We start from the raw sequence: 4,916 nt of genomic DNA on the forward strand, positions 1-4,916 counted from the left end.
AGCACCGGGTTGTTCTTGGTGCGGCGGCTCAGGACCTGCATGACCCGCTCGATTTCCTTCTCGCGGCCGATGACCGGGTCGAGCTTGCCCTCGCCAGCGGCGGCGGTCAGGTTGCGGCCGAACTGGTCGAGGACCAACGACGTCGACGGGGTGCCGGACTCGCTGCTGCGACCACCGGTACCCGCCTCCTGCGGCTCCTTGCCCTGGTAGCCGCTCAGCAGCTGAATGACCTGCTGGCGGACCTTGTTCAGGTCGGCGCCCAACTTGACCAGCACCTGCGCCGCCACGCCCTCACCCTCGCGGATGAGGCCCAGCAGGATGTGCTCGGTGCCGATGTAGTTGTGCCCGAGCTGCAGCGCCTCGCGCAGCGAGAGCTCCAGCACCTTCTTGGCACGCGGCGTGAACGGGATGTGCCCGGCCGGCGCCTGCTGGCCCTGGCCGATGATCTCCTCGACCTGGGTGCGCACCGCCTCCAGCGAGATCCCCAGCGACTCGAGCGCCTTGGCCGCCACGCCCTCACCCTCGTGGATGAGGCCCAGCAGGATGTGCTCGGTGCCGATGTAGTTGTGATTGAGCATCCGCGCTTCTTCTTGCGCCAGGACGACAACCCGGCGTGCGCGGTCGGTGAACCGTTCGAACATCGTTCTCCCTTACGTGGCTCCACTCAGGTCGGCTGCGCCCCGCTGCGCAGTGGTTGACCTGCTTGCTTCCACTCTAGTGGTGTTTGGACCCGCACCCGCAATCGATAGGCGGGCAAAAGGCCCACCCGACGCCGGTGCCGGGCGGCGCCACCCATCAGGGCGGGCGCTTAATCCTGGTCAACGCCGCTAGCACAGCTGGTGTTCCCCACAGTTGCACCGCCGACTACGCCAACAGCGAACACCGCGGCCCCGGCCATCCCGGCCTCGGGAATCAGTGGTGGGCTGCGGCGGTTGCACTCCGTGTCGCACATCCGCCGAGGAGAGGATCCACATGACCACCTACGCCGTCACCGGTGCCACCGGAGGATTGGGCGCGGCCGCCGTCGCGGCCCTGCGCACGAAAGGTGTGCCCGCCTCCGACATCGTCGCGGTCGTCCGCGACGCCGCTAAGGCCGAGAGCCTCGCCGCCGACGGCGTCGTCGTCCGCGTCGCACCGTATGAGGATCCCGACGCCCTGGCGGCCGCACTGACCGGTGTGGACCGCCTGCTCCTCGTGTCGTCGCCCACCATCGGCCAACGCACCGCACAGCACACCAACGTGATCAGCGCCGCGGCCGCGGCCGGGGTCGCGGTGATCGCGTACACGTCGCTGGTCAATGCCCCCGACAGTCCGCTGGGCCTGGCCGACGAGCACCGCGAGACCGAGGCATTGCTGGCCGATTTCGGCGGCGACCACATCCTGCTGCGGAACGGCTGGTACTGGGAGAACTTCCTCGCCAACGTCGAACCCGCGTCCGCGAACGGCGCACTCCTCGGCGCTGCCGGGACGGGACGGGTCGCCGGCGCCGCGCGCGCCGAACTCGGCGAGGCCGCGGCCGCCGCCCTGATCGACGGCACCCCCGCGGTCTACGAGCTGGGCGGACCGTCGTCGTCGTATGCCGACCTCGCCGCGGCAATCGGCGACGCGACCGGAACGACGGTCGTATACCGCGATCTCCCCGTCGGGGACTACCGCGAGGCACTGCTCGAGGCCGGCACGCCCGAGGGGCTGGCGGCGTTCCTCGCCGAGACCGATGCCGGTATCGCGCAGGGCGCGCTCGACACGTCCTCGCCGTCGCTGCAGCAACTGCTTGGCCGCACGCCTGGCACGTTCGCCGACACTCTCCGCAGCAGCCGGGCCTAGTCGTGCTTCACTGATATCCATGCGTGCCGCCCTCCGACCGGATCGTCGCCTTCCGTTCGGGATGGGCACGGTGGTGATGGTGGTCATCGCGGCCATGGTGGTGTCGATCGGGGCCGTCCTCGCCCACAAGTCGGACACACCGCAGCGGCAGCCGTACGGCTTCGGCCAACTCCGCTCCTACGCCGGCGGTCCCCCCGACACCGCCTGGACACGCGGTATCGACGACCTCCCCGGCTTCAGCAGTTCCGGCGGATCGGTCACCGTCGCCGACACGCACGGCGGCACCTGGCTGCTCGCCTATCCGTCGGGCCTGGGTCGGGCGTTCCTGGCCGTCGACCGCCGTGACGGGGCGCCGCGCTGGGACAAGCCGGTCACCGTCGGGCTGGGCAGCTGCGCCTTCAACGGCGTCGGGCAGGTCGCCTGCGCGATCAAGGTCGGCAACGTTCCCGACGGCTACTACCTCGTCGACGAGGGGTCGGGCGAACTCGGCCCAGCGCAACCGCTGCAGGACACCGGGCGAATGATCGGCGTCGGCAAGGACTTCATCCGTGTCGACCAGCTCGGCTACCGGGTCAGTGCCACCGGACCCGACGGCGCGACCCGATGGAGCCGGACGTTCGCCGATTCGGCTTTTCCCTCCTACCTGGCCGAGGCCGACCTCGTCGACGTGCGCCTCGCCGATGCGAGCCACGTCCTTGTCGATCCGCACACCGGCGACACGAAGCTGAGCTGCGGGCCGTGCACGGTGTCGGCCTATCCGACGGGCCTGGCGATCAGCCACGCCGGCGATGCGGGCGTCATCGACTTCTACGGGTTCCACAACGGCAAGCTCGTCCCCAAGCCGACCCACACGTCGCGCAGCATGACTGTGTTCGGCGGTCCCGACGTCCTCCCCGTGGTCGGGGGCACGGGCCTGGCCACGGTGAACCAGACCCACGGCCGGTTCGAGGTCCGCGACCCGGCGAAGGCCCAGGGCCTGTGGTCGGTCGACGACGACGAGCTGTCCAAGGCCCGGCCGATGGCGTGCGGCAAGCTCGTCGCGTTCGCCCGCAAGGACGGCACACGCGACGTCATGCGTCTCGATTCCAAGGGGACCGTCGTGGGCCATCTACCTGCGAACGACCGTCAACGGCCCGACACGAACCTGGCCGAACTCCGCTGCGTCGGCTCGTACGGCACCGTCATAGTTGCGGCCAACGACAACCAGATCACCGCATTCGACGGTGATACCGGCAAGATCGCCTGGGAGTTCCCGATCAACGGCACGGCGAGCAACGTCGCCGGGCACATCGTCGTGCGCCAAGGCGCGACCATCTCGCTGCTGCGCTGACGGCCCACTCGGCGAGATTTGGTGCCCACTCGGCGGTGGGGCGGGTCAGCCGCGGTAGAAGGACTGCAGCGCTGCCGAGTACATCGGCACATCGTCGACGGCCATCAGCTCACGCGCAGAATGCATGGCCAGCTGCGGGGCACCGACGTCGACGGTGACCAGACCGGTCCTCGTCGCGGTGATCGGGCCGATCGTCGACCCGCACGGCAAATCGGCACGGTGCACGTAGCGCTGCAACGGGACGCCCGCCCGACGGCAAGCCTGCTCGAAGATCCCCGCACCCTGTGCGTCGGACGCATAGCGCAGGTTCTGGTTCACCTTGAGCACCGGACCACCGCCGAGAGCGATCTGATGACCGGGCTCGTGGCGCTCGGCGTAGTTCGGGTGGGTCGCATGCGCCATGTCGCCGGAGGCGCAGATGCTAGCGGCCATCGTGCGCAAGAAATCCTCGCGGTCACCGCCACGGCTCAACACGATCCGCTCGCACACCGAGGCCAAGAAGTCCGACGCGGCGCCGCGCTGCGATCCGCTGCCGACCTCCTCGTGGTCGAAGAGCGCCAGCATCGGCGTGGCCCGCGGCGGCATCGAGTCCATGCCGACGTCGAGCAGTGCCCGCAGCCCTGCGTAGCAAGTGGTCTGGTTGTCCAGCCGCGGCGCGCTGAGAAGGTCCTGCTCGGCACCGACGATCCGACTGGGCTCGACGTCGTGAACCATCAACTCCCAGCCGAGCAAGTTCTCGACGTCAACGTCGAGTTCCTCGGCGAGGAAGTCGAGCAGTACCGGGGCGCTGGGATCGGTAGACCAGATCGCGTCAAGATGGCGCTGCGGATCCGGGCTCACGCCTTTGCGGTCATCGGAGAGGTGGATGGCCAGCTGCGGCACGCGCAGCAGCGGATCGTCGAATTTCACCAGCCGTTCGACGACGGCACCGTCGTCGAGCACCGACACCCGCCCGGACAGGCCCAGGTCGCGGTCGAGCCAGGAGTTCAGCCACGCCCCACCGTAGGGCTCCAGCGCGACGGTCGCGAGGCCGGCCGCGACTCGGTCGATGTGCTGCTTGACGCGCAAATTGGGGCTGTCGGTGTGCCCGCCCACGATCCGGAAAGGACTCCCCGTGCGCGCGACCGGGTCACTCCACGCGATGATCGACCCGCCGCGCCGGACGAAGAAGCTCCCCGCCGACTCGGACCACGCCTGCGTCTCCTCGAGTTCGACGAACCCCTGGTCGCGCAGGTGACCGGCCACCGTCTCGCACACGTGGAACGGCGACGGCGAGGCGTCGATGAACGACGCCAGCCCGGCAGCGGTGGCGGAAGTGTCCAGCGCGGGCATCTCAGGCCTTGGCCAGCACCGCGTCGAGGACCGAGTAGAACAGGCCCAGTCCATCATCGCTGGGCCCGGTCAGGGCCTCGGTCGCATGCTCGGGATGCGGCATCAACCCGACGACACGACCGTCAGCGCTGCTGATCCCGGCGATCGAACGCATCGACCCGTTGACGTTGTCCCCGGCATAGGTGAAGGCGATCCGCCCTTCGCCTTCGAGTTCGTCGAGCACGGCCTCACTCGCGACGTAGCGCCCCTCGCCTGACTTGAGCGGGACGAGGATCTCCGCGCCGGGTTCAAAGCGCGACGTCCAGGCCGACGAGGTGTTCTCCACGCGCAGCCACTGGTCGCGGCACACGAAGTGCAGGCCCTGGTTGCGGGTCAGCGCGCCCGGCAGCAGGCCCGCCTCGCACAGGATCTGGAAGCCGTTGCAGATGCC

At 69.3% G+C, this 4,916-nt stretch carries 5 protein-coding genes; 2 read left to right on the forward strand and 3 right to left on the reverse strand.

Features of this window, described 5'->3' with window-relative positions:
• Positions 1–641: Clp protease N-terminal domain-containing protein (locus tag B4L26_RS05595; RefSeq protein ID WP_290716835.1), on the reverse strand; the 641-nt coding region annotated here is incomplete at its 3' end.
• 331 nt (positions 642–972) lie between these two features.
• On the opposite strand from B4L26_RS05595, the gene B4L26_RS05600 reads away from it, so the two are divergent.
• Together B4L26_RS05600 and B4L26_RS05605 are read left to right on the forward strand one after the other, a co-directional pair.
• Positions 973–1,824 carry an NAD(P)H-binding protein gene (locus tag B4L26_RS05600; protein WP_290716838.1) on the forward strand — a complete coding sequence of 284 codons (852 nt, stop codon included), beginning with the start codon at positions 973–975 and terminating at the stop codon, positions 1,822–1,824.
• A gap of 19 nt (positions 1,825–1,843) precedes the next feature.
• Positions 1,844–3,154 (forward strand): PQQ-binding-like beta-propeller repeat protein, encoded by a 1,311-nt coding sequence (locus B4L26_RS05605; RefSeq protein ID WP_290716840.1) that lies wholly within the window; start codon positions 1,844–1,846, stop codon positions 3,152–3,154.
• Between the two features lie 45 nt (positions 3,155–3,199).
• Here B4L26_RS05605 and B4L26_RS05610 read toward each other — a convergent pair whose 3' ends face one another.
• On the reverse strand, positions 3,200–4,486 hold the full coding sequence (locus B4L26_RS05610) for a M18 family aminopeptidase (protein ID WP_290716842.1): 1,287 nt from the start codon (positions 4,484–4,486) through the stop codon (positions 3,200–3,202).
• 1 nt (position 4,487) lies between these two features.
• Positions 4,488–4,916: phosphoribosylformylglycinamidine synthase subunit PurQ (locus B4L26_RS05615; RefSeq protein ID WP_290716845.1), on the reverse strand; the 429-nt coding region annotated here is incomplete at its 5' end.

It is taken from the genome of Gordonia sp. UBA7599 (genome assembly GCA_002477755.1).
Taxonomy (GTDB): domain Bacteria; phylum Actinomycetota; class Actinomycetes; order Mycobacteriales; family Mycobacteriaceae; genus Gordonia.

Coding starts and splice junctions, on each gene's coding strand:
- B4L26_RS05605 (WP_290716840.1), top strand. CDS start 1,844: ATGCGTGCCGCCCTCCGACCGGATCGTCGCCTTCCGTTCGGGATGGGC.
- B4L26_RS05600 (WP_290716838.1), top strand. CDS start 973: ATGACCACCTACGCCGTCACCGGTGCCACCGGAGGATTGGGCGCGGCC.
- B4L26_RS05610 (WP_290716842.1), bottom strand. CDS start 4,486: ATGCCCGCGCTGGACACTTCCGCCACCGCTGCCGGGCTGGCGTCGTTC.